The organism is Ensifer soli (assembly GCF_041928815.1).
Taxonomy (GTDB): Bacteria; Pseudomonadota; Alphaproteobacteria; order Rhizobiales; family Rhizobiaceae; genus JBHFEI01.
Map to the genome: position 1 here is coordinate 248,777 of NZ_JBHFEI010000001.1, position 13,783 is coordinate 262,559.

A 13,783-nucleotide genomic window follows, 5' to 3' on the forward strand; every position below is an offset into this window, starting at 1 on the left:
TTCGCGGGTCTAAAAAGGCGCGGGCCGCGCCAGAATGCCGCTCGACCATCGCGTGGCTTGCTTGCGCGAACCTGTTGCCGAACCTTCGCTTTTGGCGCGTTGCGCGCCCCCTTCCGCCAGCCTCACGCAAGGCTGCCTTCCTAAAGCTTCCGTCAGACTGCAGAACCCCGGCGGGATTACTCCATGAACATCATCATCGGCCTCCTCATGACCTTCGGCTGTATCCTCGGCGGCTTCATCGCCATGGGCGGCCACCTGGAAGTGCTGAACCAGCCGTTCGAGCTCGTCATCATCGGCGGCGCCGGCCTCGGCGGCTTCATCATGGCCAATTCGATGAAGGTGCTGAAGGATACGGGCAAGGCGCTCGGCGAGGCCTTCAAGCACTCGGTGCCGAAGGAGCGCAACTATCTCGACACGCTCGGCGTGCTCTATGCGCTGATGCGCGACCTGCGCACCAAGTCGCGCAACGAGATCGAGAGCCACATCGACAATCCCGAGGAATCGACGATCTTCCAGTCGGCCCCGACCGTCCTCAAGAACAAGGAACTGACGTCCTTCATCTGCGACTATGTCCGCCTCATCATCATCGGCAATGCCCGCTCCCACGAGATCGAGGCGCTGATGGACGAGGAGATCAACACGATCACCCACGACAAGATGAAGTCGTACAATTCGCTGGTGACGATGGGCGACGCCTTCCCGGCGATCGGCATCGTCGCCGCCGTTCTCGGCGTCATCAAGGCGATGGGCGCGATCAGCGAGCCGCCCGAGGTTCTCGGCGGCAAGATCGCCGCCGCCCTCGTCGGCACCATGCTCGGCATCTTCCTCTCCTACTGCATCGTCTCGCCGATCGTCGCCAACATCAAGACAGTGCGCGAGAAGCAGTTCCGCCTCTACATCATCGTCAAGCAGACGCTGCTCGCCTACATGAACGGCTCCGTGCCCCAGGTCGCCCTCGAATACGGCCGCAAGACCATCTCCTCCTATGAGCGTCCCTCGATCGATGCCGTCGAGCAGGAGATGATGAATCCGGGCGGCGGCGGCGAAAGCAAGGCGGCGTGACGACGATGGCACGCCCGGCCGCCTCCCCCCGCCCCGCCTTCGACCCGCGACTGCTTGCCCGCATGACCGGCACGCTCGGCGACGACCGCGCGATCGGCAAGATCTGCGGCGAGCTCGGCCACGTGCTCGTCGCCTTCCTGCCCGACGTGATCGCCGGGGAGACCGGCCTGACGATGGCCTTCGAATACAAGGGCTTCACCACCGGAGCGAAGAGCGCGCTGATCGCCGCCGCGAGCGACGGAACCGCGCTTTGCGACTTCTCGCTGCGCAACTGGTGTCCCGACTTCACCATCGCCTGCGGCAGCCCGGTCTTCATCGCCATGATCGAGACGTTGCTCGGCGCGCTCGGCAGCACGCCGCCGAAGCCGCGGGCGCTGTCGACCATCGAGATCGACCTTGCGACCGCCGTGTTCCAGCGCGTCGCCGACGTGCTGCGCTCCGGGGTCAACGCCGCCGGCGGCTTCGAGCCGGTCGGCAACCGGCCCTACAACGCCGCCGAACGGCCGCCGGCCGAAAAGGGCGCGCCCGACCCCTTCGCCGCCGCGATCCACCTGACGGTCACGCTCGGAAACGTCCAGGCGCCGATCAGCCTCGTCATCCCGCAGCAGGCCCTGCTGAAGACGGTCGTCGCCGTGCCGAAGGGCGCGGACGCCGCGCGCAAGACGAAGAGCGACTGGTCGGTCCATCTCGAGGAGCAGGTGCGCCGCTCGGCCGTGACGATCGAGGCGCGCATCCGGCTCGAACGGCTGACGCTCGACACGATCAGCCGGCTGCAGCCCGGCGACGTCATTCCCTTCCTCGACACGCAGGACGTGCGCGTCGAGGTCAATGCCAACGGGCGGGAGCTCTATGTGTGCGAGTTTGGCCGCAGCGGCGCGAAATACACCGTCCGGGTCAAGGATACCTATGCCTCGGACAACGACATTCTCAACCACCTGATGCAATGATGGCGGATACTGCCCCGGAGCATGCCTGGGGCAAGTTTCAACTGGAATAGTGTGCCCATGGCGACCAAGACATCCCCCCTTGACGAGATGACCGAGTTCGGCGGCAACGATGCCGAGCTCGACCAGGCGATCGACGACCTGCGCGGCATCCTCAAGCAGGACCATACCGGCGCGGACGCACCGGCCGACGGCCTCGGGGCCTTCGGCGGCGGCGCGGATTTCGGCGGCGACTTCGGTGCGGATTTCGCCGGCTCCGGCTTCGGTGGCGGGCATGATGCCGACGCCGCGCCGGCGATGGGCGGCTTCGAACCCGCCTCCAGGAGCCCGGGCAGCGCGCTCGATTCCAATCTCGGCCTGATCATGGACATCCCGATCGACGTGCAGATCGTGCTCGGCGCAAGCCGCATGCCGGTGTCCGCGCTGATGGGGCTCTCCGAGGGCGCGACGATCGCGCTCGACCGCCGGATCGGCGAGCCGGTCGAGATCGTCGTCAACGGCCGCGTCATCGGGCGCGGCGAGATCACGGTGCTCGAGGAAGACGAGACGCGCTTCGGCGTGAAGCTGATCGAGATCAAGGGCAGCGGCAAGGCGTAAACCTCCCGGTGACGGGACAGGGATGGAATCCATGATGGATTTTGAGAATTTCGAATCGACGGCGCTCGGCAAGCCGCTGAGCCAGACCGAGAAGGCGGCTGCGGTCCTGCTCGCCATGGGCAAGGGCGTGGCGAGCAAGCTGCTGAAATTCTTTACCCAGAGCGAATTGCAGGAGATCATCGCGGCGGCGCAGTCGCTGCGCTCGATCCCGCCGGACGAACTCGAGAAGATCGTCAACGAATTCGAGGACCTCTTCACCGAGGGCGCAGGGCTGATGGACAATGCCCGCGCCATCGAAAGCATCCTCGAGGAGGGGCTCAGCCCGGACGAGGTCGACGGGCTGCTCGGCCGCCGCGCCACCTTCGAGGCCTACGAGGCGAGCATCTGGGACAAGCTGCAGGATTCCGATCCGCAATTCGTCGCCCAGTATCTTGCCAAGGAACATCCGCAGACGATCGCCTACGTTCTCTCCATGATGCCCTCGACCTTCGGCGCCAAGGTGCTGCTGCAGATGCCGGAGGAGAACCGCGCCGACATCATCAACCGCACCGTCACGATGAAGAATGTCAGCCCGAAGGCGGCGGCCATCATCGAGACCCGCGTCGTCGAGATGATCCAGCTGCTCGACGCCGAGCGCAATGCGCTGGGCTCGGTCAAGGCGGCCGAGGTGATCAACCAGATGGAAAAGAACCAGGTCGAGGAGATCATGTCCTCGCTGCAGTCGCTGAGCGCGGAATCGGCGGAAAAGGTCCGGCCGAAGATCTTCCTTTTCGACGACATCCAGTTTATGCCGCATCGCTCGCGCGTCCAGCTCTTCAACGACGTCTCCGGCGACATCATCACCATGGCCCTGCGCGGCTCGTCGATGGAACTGCGCGAATCGGTTCTCGCCGCGATCGGCGCCCGCCAGCGCCGCATGATCGAGAGCGATCTTTCCAATGGCGACGCCGGCATCAATCCGCGCGACGTCGCGATCGCCCGCCGCTCGATCGCCCAGGAGGCGATCCGGCTCGCCGCGAGCGGCCAGCTCGAACTCAAGGAGAAGGACGCGGCCTGAGCGACCGGCGGACGCCATCGGCCGGGGGTCGTTCCGGCGATGCCTTTCGCCGCTCGCCGCGCCGGCAATGCGGCCGGTATCAAAGGATCGCGGTCCCGGTCCCCTCCCGACCGGACAAGGAACGACCGGCCGGTTCCCTGCCGCCGCCCTCCCGGACACGCACGCGGAGCACCCCGCCAGAATTGCGGAGATGCTATCAGCCGCCGCGCCGCCTAGACTGGCGGGCGTGATTCGCGCGCGCGGATCCTCCAAGGCGGGATGCGGACCATGGCGGACGAGGACAAGGAAAGCAAAACGGAGGCCCCGTCCGAGAAGCGCATCTCGGACGCCGCCGCCAAGGGCAACGTGCCCTTCTCCCGCGAGGTGACCGTCTTCGCCTCCACGGTCGGGATCTACATCTATCTCGTCTTCTTCCTGCCCGACGGCATTTCGCGCATGGCGGAGAACCTGAGGGACATCTTCGAGCAGCCCGAGGCCTGGCGGCTCGCCTCCTCGACCGATGTCGTCGCCCTCATCAGCCGCGTGATGATACAGGCGGGCGCGGTGCTGCTGCCCTTCTTCGTGCTGATCATCGCCTTCGGCGTCGGCTCGTCCGTGTTGCAGAACATGCCGGCGCTGATCATCGACCGGATCCAGCCGAAGCTCGAACGCATCTCGCCGATCGCTGGCTTCAAGCGCATCTTCGGGCTTCCGGGCCTCGTCGAATTCGGCAAGTCGCTGTTCAAGATCGTCATCGTCTCGCTGATCGTCGCGCTCGTGCTGTGGAACGACTACTACGAATCGCTCGATTCGATGTTCTCCGACCCGGTGACGCTGTTCGCCACGATGGCGAGCGACCTCAACCAGATCATGATCGTCATCCTCTTCGCCACCGCGATCATCGCCATGGCCGATTTCTTCTGGACGCGCCATCACTGGTTCACGGAACTGAAGATGACCAAGCAGGAGGTGAAGGAGGAATACAAGCAGGCCCAGGGCGACCCGCTCGTCAAGGCCAAGCGCAAGTCGATCGCCCGCGACCGCGCCCGCAAGCGCATGATCTCGGCGGTGCCGCGCGCCACCCTCGTCATCGCCAACCCGACGCATTTCGCCGTGGCGCTGCGCTATGTGCGCGAGGAAAACGACGCGCCGCAGGTCGTCGCCAAGGGCCAGGACCTCATCGCGCTGCGCATCCGCGAGATCGCCGAGGAAAACGGCATTCCGGTTTTCGAGGATCCACCGCTGGCACGCTCAATGTTTGCGCAAGTCTCGGTGGATAGTGTCATTCCACCGGTGTTTTACAAGGCCGTCGCCGAACTCATCCACCGGGTCTACGCCAATCAGCCGCAGCAGAAACGGATCCATTGACCGCGATGAAAAAATGCCAGTATGCCGAAGAGCGCGAAAAGATTGTCGCAGAAGCGATCCGGCCGGTCGCCACCGAACTGAGGCTGGTGGACGCCGCCGATTTCATCGCCATGCTGCGGTTCGAGACCCATGGCAACCTTGCCGACCTCGTCGCCTCCGCCGCCGAGCTCTACTTCCTCCCGGGCACGGTCAATTTCGGCATCGGCGGCAATTACACGCTCGATTGGGACAGGGAGCCGGAAATCGTGCTCGACCTGGAGCTGAAGCCGCGCGGCGTCACCGTCTACGCCCAGCTCAGCCTCGGAAAGGATCGCGCCGGACTTGAAATCAACCACATCGCCTTCGAGGCGCCGTCGTCCGATCCCGACGCCAACACCGCCTTCCTGGCGCAGAGCCTCGAGGATTCAAAATTCGTCCGCTCCTATCCGCTCGCGGCCTGAACGCCGGCGCGCTTACGGGAGCAGGTCCGCGACGGGCAAGATCGCCTTACTATCGGCCGACCCCACGACATCGACGAGCGAGAGCATGCCGGGTGATCCCCGCCTCATCCGGCGTGCTCGAAGGTCCTGCGGCTGAAGCGCTTCTCGCAAAGATGTGCAGCGGTCTTGCGAAAAGACACGCGTAAAAACAACAACCTAAAGCGTACGAGCGAATCTGAAAGATCGCGACACGCTTTAGCGGCCATGACGGTGGTCCGGGCGTTGCGTCTTCGCGGCCGTCCCGTTCGTCGCATCGGGCCGCCGGCGCGCGCGGCCTCGATCCCGTCACCTCAGCGGATGTAGCCGAGCCGGATCGCCTTGGCGATCGCCTGGCTGCGATTGACGGCGTCGAGCTTGCTCTGGGCCGACCCGAGATAGGCGTTGACCGTATGGGCCGACAGCCCGCGCTTGGCGGCGATTTCCTCGCTGGTGAAGCCGTCGCCGGCAAGCTGGAGGCAGGCGATCTCGCGCTCGTTGAGGCCCTCGGCCGGCACGGCACGCTTTTCGTCGGCGGCAAGCAGATCGGTCATCACCTGGCAGCTGCGGCCATGCAGGTCGACGACGACGTCGCTCGACGCGTCGATCGCACTGCCGGCGAAGACGACGTAGCCATTGCCCTCCGCGCCGAGACGGACGGGAAAGGCGATGCCGCAATAGGGCAGGACACGGCCCTTGAGCCGCGTGGTGAACCGGGTGAAGTCCGGAGCTTCGGCCACCTGATGGTCGCTGGCGCCGTTCCAGAGGAGCGGCAGGAGCGAGGCGTCGAGATGGGCGACCAGATCGGCGCCATAGGCTGACAGAAGCTGGTGGGCGTTCTCCTCTGAGGCAGGCCCCCAATTGTCGAGCACGCAGGTGAGCTTGCGCCTCGACGCGGAAAACCCGTTCCCGTTCATCCGCAGCACCGCGAAATGCCGCGCCTGGACGAGCTTCTGCATCGACTGGAGCCGCGCCACCAGCGTGGTGACGCGCAGGGCGCGCTGCTGGCCCTTGACGGTGTTCTTGAGGTCGTCGCCCGTGCCCGAGCGACCGCCGGAGGTCGAATTGCCCATGGCCCGCACGCCTCAGACCAGATTGTTGCGCACGGCGAAGGCGATGGCCTCGACGCGCGTCTTGGTCTGGGTCTTGCGCATGATGCTGGTGATGTAATTGTTGATCGTGTTGCGCGAGATGCCGAGGATCATGGCGATCTCGTCGCTGGTCTTGCCTTCGGCGATCCAGGAGAGGCACTCGACCTCGCGCTCGGTCAGGTCGAAATCGCGATCGCTGCGCTCGGCGCGCTCACTGGTAAGGCCAGTGAAATAGCCGGCGAGCAGGCCGATGTCGCGCAGTCCGTCGGGAGACAGGATCACGTCCTTGGGGAAGAGCAGCATCAGGCAGAAACGGGCGCGGCCGACCGCGAAGGTCACCGCGCAATATTCCCGGCTGAGGCCGGCCGGCACGTTGATGTCGTCGGGCAGGACCGCAAAGCAGGGCTGCAGCGCCGACAGGCATTTCTCGTACTCGCTCGACCGGGCGTGGCGCGCCGCCATCGCCTGGGATTGCCGGCGGACGATGTCGAAGGGCCAGTCCGAGCAGACGACCAGATCGAGGCCGTTCTCGCCGGCGGCATCGCAGCGCGCGAGCAGGTAATGGCGCGCGCCGACATAGTCGGTGAGCGCGGCGAGGCCCGCGTCCAAATGGCTTCGGACGCTCAGTCCACTCAATTTCCGGATGAGAGAATCCCGGCTGCCGCTGCGGCCGAAGCCGCGTGCAACGGGTACAGGTTCATGCCAGACGGAAACGTCTGCGTGCATCATGTTCATATTGTCAGCCCCCGTGATGGGACGCGTAAAACGGGAATTCCCTTTTTCAGCCACCGCCGCCGACAGCCAGATCCGGACCAGTCCGCCTTCCGAATCTTTAGGGAAACCCGCTACGAATCACCTGTTAAAAAGGTACATCCACGGGCTCGAAAAACCACTGCTATCTTCTCGGGATTTACTTTTCATTCATTTCATGCGTGCAAACTCCTTGATTTGCCTGTGCAAAACCGCCCCTTGACAGCGGAAGATGCATAAAATCTTAACTATTTGTAATTTCATCACATTTTATTGAATTTGGCGCCCTGCCCCTTTAAGACCGGCCGGAAACCGCATCCGGAGCGTCGCATCGTATGCGGTGATTGCCACCTGAAGATGCATTCCCTTCCGCCTCTCGCGACCTTGGCAAAAGATTTCACCAGGAATGGAAAAACGACTGTTGCCGATCTGCATCAGATCGAAAGGGGAACAAAAAAATCGACATTGGAACAAAACAAAAACACAACCTATGAGAGAATTAGCCACAGGCCGACATACAGTGTCCACAGTTCGCCGGAAGCTCCGTCGGGACGGATGGCGGAAGAGAAGCGACGACGGTCGTCCGGGCAGACGTCCCGCCGGCAAGCGCCCCGGAGCCCCCTCCCGGCGCGGCAGGCGCGCTGTCGGCCGCAAGACTTTCCGGTGCCTGAAAAACAGAAACACCCGCCGAGAAGAGGCGGGTGTCTCGCGGGCGCCAGGCCCCTTGAGGGTCGAAGGATCAGGCGGCGCGGTCGACCGCCCATTTGCGCAGGATCTTGGCGGCCCGCTCCTCGCTGATTTCCACCATGCGCGACAGGCGCCGTTCCGGCCCTTCCTTGACGCGGCGTGTGAAGACGTTGGAGTTCTCCGAACCGAGGCTGAGCAGGTCGTCGGTGCTGTCGAAGCCGAAGTCCGATCCGAAGCCCTCCATGAGCGCGCCGCCGGGGGCGCCGGGCACGCCGGCCGGCGAGAAGTCGGGCAGTTCGAGACCCGCCGCCTCGCTTTCGAGCGGCGCGGCACTGCCGCGGCCGAGGCCGAGCGAGCGGGCGAGCGGGCGCAGGCCGAGGAGCACCACCATCGCCGAGACCAGGATGAAGGCCAGCGCGTTGATGATCGAGCCGAGGTTGCGCGTCAGGATCTCCATGACGCCGGGTCCGGTGTCGGCGGTGTCGAGCAGTTCCGTATTGACGAAGTCCATCGCCGTCAGCGTGACGACGTCGCCGCGCGCGGTGTCGAGGCCGACGGCGGAGGAGACGATCTTCTGCATCTGCTCGAGATAGGCGTCGATCTTCGCCTGGTCGGCCGGCTCGCCGACCATCGCGGCGACGCGGCCGCGATTGACGACGACGGCGACGGACAGCCGTTCCACCGAATAGCTGTTCTTCGTGGTGGCGACGGTCTTGCTGTTGATCTCGTAATTGGTCTGCTCTTCCTTCTTCTGCGTCTCGTCGCTGGAGCGCGGCCCGGTGGCGCCGCCCTGCGGCGCCGCCTGCGGCACGTTCTGCTGCACGGTCGTCGCATTGTCCTGCTGCTGCTGCTGCGACTTCTGGTCCTCGCGCGTCACCCGCGTCGAGCGCTCGACGCGCGATTCGGGATCGAAGACGACCTCCTGGATCTGCTGCGTGTCGGTGTTGAGCTTGGCGGTGACGCTGGAGCGGAAATTGTCGAGACCGAGGAAGGGGGCGAGCGCCTTGTCGATGTTGCTCTCGATCTCCGTCTGCACCGACTGCACGATGCCGAGCGACTGGTTCATCGCGCTGTTGGAGGAATCGTCGCCCGAGGCGAGCAGCTTGCCGGTGGAATCGAGAATGGTCACGTCGTCGATGCCGAGGCCCGGCACCGACGAGGCGACCAGATGGCGGATCGAGGCGGAGGCCGAGCGGCCGATGGAGGCGCTGGCGCGGATCATGACGGAGGCGGTCGGCCGCTGGTCGGCGCGGCGGAAGCTGCCGCGGTCCGGCATGACGATATGGACGCGGGCGGCGGCGATGCCGGAGATCTGCTGGATCGTGCGGCCGATCTCGCCTTCGAGCGCGCGCACCCGCGTCACTTCCTGCATGAAGGAGGTGAGGCCCAGCGAACCGACATTGTCGAAGAGTTCGTAGCCGGCATTGGCGCTGTTCGGCAGGCCCTTCTCGGCAAGGAGAAGGCGGGCCTTCCCGGTCATGCCGACGGGCACCTGCACCGACTTGCCGTCGGCGCCGACCTCGAAGTCGAGCCCCGCCTCGGCGAGCGCGATGCTAATCTGGTTGATGTCCGTGGTCTCGAGACCGACATAGAGCGTCTCGTAGCTCGGCTTGTTGACGTAGAGCGCCGCCCCGAGCACCAGCGCCACGGACACGAGGCCCGCCGCGCCGAGCATCGCCAGCTTTCCGGTCCCGAGCCCCGCCAGGTTCTTGCCGAACGACGTCATTTGATCCAACAGAGTCATTCTGTTTTCCGCACTCGCTGGCGCATGTCCCGCCGGATCACCATCGTCCGGGCGGAACAGCATGCGCTGATCCCGACCATGGGACCGCCGTCAGCCGATCCTTGCAAAGAATCGCACCCATGGCACTGGTCCCGGTCCCGACGATAGGGAGCGAAACTTGCGCGAACTTGTCGTGGGCGGAGAAGGAGAGAGGGAGGCGCGGGCGCCAGGGCGCGTCAGAAGGCCTCGAAATCGCCCGCCGCGTCGGTCAGCGGCTGGGAATGGCCATGGCGCACGCCGTTGCTGGCGAGCGAGCGCTTCATGTCGGCGAGCTTGACGAGGCTCAGCGCCGTCGTCAGGTCGACGAGGCAATCTTCGGGGATCGTGCCGGTGATCGTGTCGATGAATTCCGCCAGGCCGCGCGTCTTCTGCACGGCGAGGTCGATGCCCTGCAGCACCATCAGCCGGTCGGCGACGCCGAGCATCACGTCGCCGTCGACCTTGCCGAGCTGGGGCTCGATGCGCTCGATCAGGTAGGCGACGTCGTAGAGTTCCGAGACGATGCGCATCAGCACATCCGGCAGGGCTTCCGAAACGTGAGGCATGTGGGTCGATGCGATGCTGTTCATGATGATCCTCACCTGTTCCGATCGGTATTCCGGGTTGGTCGTCGCAGCCGGCGGGCCGGCGGTGGCCTCCCCTGCCCGTCAGAAGAATTCGATGCTGCTTTCGACCGGCTTCGGCGCCGGCACGGGGCGCTGTTCGAGCTGGACGGCGCGCTGCGCCTCGACGCCCGTCAGCGCGTATTGCCGCGCCCTGCCCGAGACGGGCCAATATTCGAGCTTGCGGCCATGGTCGCCGCCGGTGCTTTCGCCGACGATGGCGATGCCTTCGTCGCGCAGGAACTGGCGCGCGAACTGGGCGTTCTGCTCGCCGACATTGGAGAAGCGCGCGATCGTCTTCGCGCCCCCGAAGATCTTTGCCTCCAGCCGGTCGCGTCGCGCGCCCTTCTTCAGGAGGCCGTTGATCAGCAGCTCCATCAGGTGCACGCCGTAGCGCGTGGCGTCGCCACCCGCCGCCATCGCCTCGGCCGAGCCCGGCAGGAGGAAATGGTTCATGCCGCCGACGCCCGCGACAGGATCGCGCATGCAGGCCGCCACGCAGGAGCCGAGGATGGTCGAGAGCACCACGTCCGGATCGTTGACCACCTTGAACTCGCCCTGGATGACATGCACGCGCTTTGCCGCGGAATCAGAGATCATTTCAGCGCCCCGAACACGGCCTCGATCGCCGCCTTCATCTTTTCGATCGTGAACGGCTTGGCCAGCACGTTGTTGGCCCCGAGCGCCGCCGCCTTGGTGACCAGCGCCCGGTCGCCCTGGGCGGTCAGCATGATGAAGGCCGCCTTCTTCGTCGCCGGATTGGTGCGCACCGCCTGGAGCAGGCCGAGCCCGTCCATCTTCGGCATGTTGAAATCCGAGATCACCAGATGATGCGGCTGCTGGTTCATGATCTTCATGCCCTGCTCGCCGTCGCCGGCGACCGTGATCTGCTTGAAGCCGAGCTGCGTCAGCGCGTCGCCGAGAAGCAGGCGGGAGGTCACCTGATCGTCGACGATCAGCACTTTGATTTTCTCTGCGATGGACATTATTCGCTTCCTTCTCTCCGGGCGGCAGTGCTTTTGATGACGTCTTCCCCGATCGATCCCAGGGGCAGTTGTGTCTCGACGGCGCCCAACTCGTAAGCCACGCGCGGCATGCCGTAGACGACGCAGGTCTTCTCGTTCTGGCCGAACGTTCGTGCGCCTGCATGCCGCATTTTCAAAAGACCGGATGCGCCGTCGCGGCCCATGCCGGTCAGAATCACCCCGACGGCGTTGCGCCCCGCCAGTTCCGCGACCGAATTGAACAGCACGTCGACGGAGGGGCGGTGCCCGTTGACCGGCTCGAGATCGACGAGCCGGCAGCAGGGTGAAGAGGGATTGGCGACCTGCAGGTGGCGTTCGCCGCCCGGCGCCAGATAGACCTTGCCGATTTCGAGCCGCGCCCCGTCTGTCGCCTCCTCGACCGTCGGCGCGCAGAGCCGGTTGAGCCGCTCGGCGAAGCTCTTGGTGAAGGTGTGCGGCATATGCTGCGTGATGACGGTCGGGGGGCAGTTGGCCGGGAATTTCTGCAGCACGGTGATCAGAGCCTCGACGCCGCCGGTCGAGGCGCCGATGGCGATGATCTTGCGCGCGGCGCGGTAGTCGGTGTTGGTGTTGGCGGCCCTGGGCGCCGCGACCTTGTTGGCCGTGATGATGTGCTTGCGCTGCGAGCGCGCCGCCGCCTTCACCTTCTCCGCGAGGTCGGCGAAGGGGCGCGGATCGCCCGGCTGCGGCTTGCCGACGCAATCGAAGGCGCCGATCTCCAGCGCGGCGATCGTCGCCTCCGCGCCCCTGTGGGTCAGGGTCGAGACCATGATCACCGGCATCGGCCTGAGCCGCATGATCTTGTCGAGGAATTCGAGGCCGTTCATGTTCGGCATCTCGATGTCGAGCGTGACGACGTCCGGATCGAGATCCTTGATCGCCTGGCGGGCCTGCAACGCATCGGCCGCCTGGCCGACGACGTTGACGTCCGGATCGGCATTGAGGATCGCCGTGATGATGCCGCGCATCGTGGCGGAATCGTCGACGACAAGGACACGCGCGGGAGCACTCATGGCCGTCCTTTCGAAGCTTTGCCCGTGTAGCGGTAGGTGGTGATGCCGATATTGTCGAACAGGCCCTTCGCGTCGCCGGAGACGCGCTCGGAATGGCCGATGTAGAGATGGCCGCCCTGCACCAGCATGCCGGCGAAGCGCGACCAGATCCGCATCTGCGTCTGCTCGTCGAAATAGATGACGACATTGCGGCAGAAGATGACGTCGAACTGGCCCTTGAACGGCCATTGCGACATCAGGTTCAGTTCGTTGAAGGTGATCAGCCGCTTGACCCGGTCGTGGATCCGCCATTTCTGCCGCCCGCCGGTCTCGACCTCCTCGAACCACTGCTTGCGCATCGCAGGGGTGACCGTCTCGAGCGCCCCGGCGTCATAGGCGCCGAGCCGCGCGGCGGCGAGGATCTTCGGATCGATGTCGGTCGCGAGGATGCGGAAATCGTAGTCCGCCGCGTTCGGCAGAAGCCCGAGCACGGTGAGCGCGATCGAATAGGGTTCCTGCCCGTCGGAACAGGCGGCCGACCAGATCCGCACCCGGCCGCCATTCTTCGCCCGCTCGATCAGGCCCGGCAGGACCTCGCCCTTCAGGTGCTCGAAATGGTGGTTCTCGCGGAAGAAGCGGGTGAAGTTCGTCGTCAGATGGGAGAGCATGTCGCGCCGGGCGGCGGCACCCTCCGGCGAGGAGACCAGCGCGCAATAGTCGCGAAAGCCGCGCAGCCCCAGATTGCGGATGTGCTTCGACAGGCGCGAATAGACGAGCGAGGCCTTCGTCTCGTTGAGATAGATGCCGGCATCGGCATAGATCATCGCGGCGATCTCGGTGAGATCGCGCCGCGTCAGCGGATACTCGCCCGACGCCAGACATTCGTCCGGCCCGTGCTTGTGATCGAACAGCGCCGCGGGGCTCATGCGGCCTCGCTTTCGGCATGGGGAAATACGGATTCGAGTTCGATCAGGCAGACCATCCGCCCCTCGATCGCGAGGATGCCGCGAGCGAAGTTCTTCTCGAACTCGGTCGCGACGTCCGGCACCGCCTGGATCTGCTCCTCGCGGATCGTCAGGATGTCGGAGACCGCATCGACCAGAAGGCCGACGACCCTGCTGTTGACCTGGGCGACGATGATGACGTGGCGCACCGTCGGCTCGGCCGGCTTCATGCCGAGCCGGGCGGAGAGATCGATGATCGGCAGCACGGCGCCGCGCAGATTGATCACGCCGAGCATGTAGTGGGGGGAATGCGGCATCGGCGTCGCCGGCGTCCAGCCGCGGATCTCGCGCACGGACATCACATTGACGCAGAACTCCTGGTCACCGACGCGGAAGGCGATCAGTTCCCTGCCCCATTGCACGAGATTGCGGGCGGCCTGGTTCATG

General features: G+C 65.1%; 15 protein-coding genes. 6 read left to right on the forward strand and 9 right to left on the reverse strand.

The window, feature by feature from the left end:
- Positions 1 to 183: 183 nt before the first annotated feature.
- The 6 genes from motA to ACEVQ6_RS01150 all read left to right on the forward strand — a co-directional run bounded on the left by motA (position 184) and on the right by ACEVQ6_RS01150 (position 5,447).
- Positions 184 to 1,062, forward strand: a complete 879-nt coding sequence (gene motA / locus ACEVQ6_RS01125) for a flagellar motor stator protein MotA (protein ID WP_374887045.1) — start codon at positions 184 to 186, stop codon at positions 1,060 to 1,062.
- A 5-nt stretch (positions 1,063 to 1,067) separates the two neighbouring features.
- On the forward strand, positions 1,068 to 2,009 hold the full coding sequence (locus ACEVQ6_RS01130) for a FliM/FliN family flagellar motor switch protein (protein ID WP_374887351.1): 942 nt from the start codon (positions 1,068 to 1,070) through the stop codon (positions 2,007 to 2,009).
- 21 nt (positions 2,010 to 2,030) lie between these two features.
- Complete coding sequence (gene fliN, locus ACEVQ6_RS01135) at positions 2,031 to 2,603, forward strand: flagellar motor switch protein FliN (protein ID WP_374887046.1); 573 nt, start codon at positions 2,031 to 2,033, stop codon at positions 2,601 to 2,603.
- 31 nt (positions 2,604 to 2,634) lie between these two features.
- Positions 2,635 to 3,660 carry a flagellar motor switch protein FliG gene (fliG, locus tag ACEVQ6_RS01140; protein ID WP_374887047.1) on the forward strand — a complete coding sequence of 342 codons (1,026 nt, stop codon included), beginning with the start codon at positions 2,635 to 2,637 and terminating at the stop codon, positions 3,658 to 3,660.
- 267 nt (positions 3,661 to 3,927) lie between these two features.
- A complete protein-coding gene (gene flhB / locus ACEVQ6_RS01145) occupies positions 3,928 to 5,007 on the forward strand; it encodes a flagellar biosynthesis protein FlhB (protein WP_374887048.1) in 1,080 nt (359 codons plus the stop codon).
- Positions 5,008 to 5,012: 5 nt separating this feature from the next.
- Positions 5,013 to 5,447, forward strand: coding sequence for a hypothetical protein (locus tag ACEVQ6_RS01150; RefSeq protein WP_374887049.1), 435 nt, complete (start codon positions 5,013 to 5,015; stop codon positions 5,445 to 5,447).
- A gap of 329 nt (positions 5,448 to 5,776) precedes the next feature.
- On the opposite strand, the gene visR is transcribed toward ACEVQ6_RS01150, so the two are convergent.
- The 9 genes from visR to ACEVQ6_RS01195 all read right to left on the reverse strand — a co-directional run bounded on the left by visR (position 5,777) and on the right by ACEVQ6_RS01195 (position 13,782).
- Positions 5,777 to 6,535 (reverse strand): transcriptional regulator VisR, encoded by a 759-nt coding sequence (visR, locus tag ACEVQ6_RS01155; RefSeq protein ID WP_374887050.1) that lies wholly within the window; start codon positions 6,533 to 6,535, stop codon positions 5,777 to 5,779.
- 12 nt (positions 6,536 to 6,547) lie between these two features.
- Complete coding sequence (visN, locus tag ACEVQ6_RS01160) at positions 6,548 to 7,288, reverse strand: transcriptional regulator VisN (RefSeq protein ID WP_374887051.1); 741 nt, start codon at positions 7,286 to 7,288, stop codon at positions 6,548 to 6,550.
- A 754-nt stretch (positions 7,289 to 8,042) separates the two neighbouring features.
- Entirely contained in the window at positions 8,043 to 9,734 is a 1,692-nt protein-coding gene (fliF, locus tag ACEVQ6_RS01165; protein WP_374887052.1) for a flagellar basal-body MS-ring/collar protein FliF, read from the reverse strand.
- 215 nt (positions 9,735 to 9,949) lie between these two features.
- Positions 9,950 to 10,342 (reverse strand): chemotaxis protein CheT, encoded by a 393-nt coding sequence (gene cheT, locus ACEVQ6_RS01170; RefSeq protein WP_374887053.1) that lies wholly within the window; start codon positions 10,340 to 10,342, stop codon positions 9,950 to 9,952.
- Between the two features lie 78 nt (positions 10,343 to 10,420).
- A complete protein-coding gene (gene cheD, locus ACEVQ6_RS01175; protein ID WP_374887054.1) occupies positions 10,421 to 10,975 on the reverse strand; it encodes a chemoreceptor glutamine deamidase CheD in 555 nt (184 codons plus the stop codon).
- Entirely contained in the window at positions 10,972 to 11,361 is a 390-nt protein-coding gene (locus tag ACEVQ6_RS01180; RefSeq protein WP_374887055.1) for a response regulator, read from the reverse strand. Before ACEVQ6_RS01180 ends, cheD begins: the two co-directional genes overlap by 4 nt.
- Positions 11,361 to 12,413: a protein-glutamate methylesterase/protein-glutamine glutaminase gene (locus ACEVQ6_RS01185; protein WP_374887056.1), complete on the reverse strand. Its 1,053-nt coding sequence runs from the start codon at positions 12,411 to 12,413 to the stop codon at positions 11,361 to 11,363. The genes ACEVQ6_RS01180 and ACEVQ6_RS01185 overlap by 1 nt, the downstream gene beginning before the upstream one ends.
- Positions 12,410 to 13,318 carry a protein-glutamate O-methyltransferase CheR gene (cheR, locus tag ACEVQ6_RS01190; RefSeq protein ID WP_374887057.1) on the reverse strand — a complete coding sequence of 303 codons (909 nt, stop codon included), beginning with the start codon at positions 13,316 to 13,318 and terminating at the stop codon, positions 12,410 to 12,412. The genes ACEVQ6_RS01185 and cheR overlap by 4 nt, the downstream gene beginning before the upstream one ends.
- Positions 13,315 to 13,782 carry a chemotaxis protein CheW gene (locus ACEVQ6_RS01195; RefSeq protein WP_374887058.1) on the reverse strand — a complete coding sequence of 156 codons (468 nt, stop codon included), beginning with the start codon at positions 13,780 to 13,782 and terminating at the stop codon, positions 13,315 to 13,317. Before ACEVQ6_RS01195 ends, cheR begins: the two co-directional genes overlap by 4 nt.
- Position 13,783: the final 1 nt, after the last annotated feature.

What these genes read in the sequence shown, in the direction of transcription:
- visN (WP_374887051.1), bottom strand. Translation starts at nt 7,288, where the DNA reads ATGAACATGATGCACGCAGACGTTTCCGTCTGGCATGAACCTGTACCC.
- flhB (WP_374887048.1), top strand. Translation starts at nt 3,928, where the DNA reads ATGGCGGACGAGGACAAGGAAAGCAAAACGGAGGCCCCGTCCGAGAAG.
- ACEVQ6_RS01180 (WP_374887055.1), bottom strand. Translation starts at nt 11,361, where the DNA reads ATGTCCATCGCAGAGAAAATCAAAGTGCTGATCGTCGACGATCAGGTG.
- fliG (WP_374887047.1), top strand. Translation starts at nt 2,635, where the DNA reads ATGATGGATTTTGAGAATTTCGAATCGACGGCGCTCGGCAAGCCGCTG.
- ACEVQ6_RS01185 (WP_374887056.1), bottom strand. Translation starts at nt 12,413, where the DNA reads ATGAGTGCTCCCGCGCGTGTCCTTGTCGTCGACGATTCCGCCACGATG.
- motA (WP_374887045.1), top strand. Translation starts at nt 184, where the DNA reads ATGAACATCATCATCGGCCTCCTCATGACCTTCGGCTGTATCCTCGGC.
- fliF (WP_374887052.1), bottom strand. Translation starts at nt 9,734, where the DNA reads ATGACTCTGTTGGATCAAATGACGTCGTTCGGCAAGAACCTGGCGGGG.
- ACEVQ6_RS01195 (WP_374887058.1), bottom strand. Translation starts at nt 13,782, where the DNA reads ATGAACCAGGCCGCCCGCAATCTCGTGCAATGGGGCAGGGAACTGATC.
- cheD (WP_374887054.1), bottom strand. Translation starts at nt 10,975, where the DNA reads ATGATCTCTGATTCCGCGGCAAAGCGCGTGCATGTCATCCAGGGCGAG.
- ACEVQ6_RS01130 (WP_374887351.1), top strand. Translation starts at nt 1,068, where the DNA reads ATGGCACGCCCGGCCGCCTCCCCCCGCCCCGCCTTCGACCCGCGACTG.
- fliN (WP_374887046.1), top strand. Translation starts at nt 2,031, where the DNA reads ATGCCTGGGGCAAGTTTCAACTGGAATAGTGTGCCCATGGCGACCAAG.
- visR (WP_374887050.1), bottom strand. Translation starts at nt 6,535, where the DNA reads ATGGGCAATTCGACCTCCGGCGGTCGCTCGGGCACGGGCGACGACCTC.
- ACEVQ6_RS01150 (WP_374887049.1), top strand. Translation starts at nt 5,013, where the DNA reads ATGAAAAAATGCCAGTATGCCGAAGAGCGCGAAAAGATTGTCGCAGAA.
- cheT (WP_374887053.1), bottom strand. Translation starts at nt 10,342, where the DNA reads ATGAACAGCATCGCATCGACCCACATGCCTCACGTTTCGGAAGCCCTG.
- cheR (WP_374887057.1), bottom strand. Translation starts at nt 13,318, where the DNA reads ATGAGCCCCGCGGCGCTGTTCGATCACAAGCACGGGCCGGACGAATGT.